The organism is Chryseobacterium sp. SIMBA_028 (assembly GCF_046535285.1).
Lineage (GTDB): Bacteria > Bacteroidota > Bacteroidia > Flavobacteriales > Weeksellaceae > Chryseobacterium.
On the sequence record NZ_JAWRWZ010000337.1, the window covers coordinates 1 to 267 of the forward strand.

General features: G+C 38.6%; 1 protein-coding gene. It reads right to left on the reverse strand.

What is annotated here, in order from left to right; all coding sequences use genetic code 11:
- Positions 1 to 78: 78 nt before the first annotated feature.
- A partial coding sequence (locus tag SCA31_RS23690; RefSeq protein WP_410699458.1) for an NADH-ubiquinone oxidoreductase-F iron-sulfur binding region domain-containing protein occupies positions 79 to 267 on the reverse strand: 189 nt, incomplete at its 5' end.

Genomic DNA, 267 nt, shown 5'->3' on the forward strand with positions numbered 1-267 from the left:
GTATCATTTTTATTTTTAGCTACCTGTGCAAATGCAAAATTCGACATCATTAAGCCAACTACCAATAACTTTTTCATTCTAAGCATTTTTTTCAACAGCAGGAATTGGATCTGCATAATTAGCCAGTCCATAATTTTGGGTCTGGGATAATTCAGGATTTTTCACATGCCATTCAAATTCGTCTCTAAAGTGACGAATTGCTGCTGCAACCGGCCACGCCGCTGCATCTCCTAATGGACAGATGGTGTTTCCTTCAATTTTTCTCTG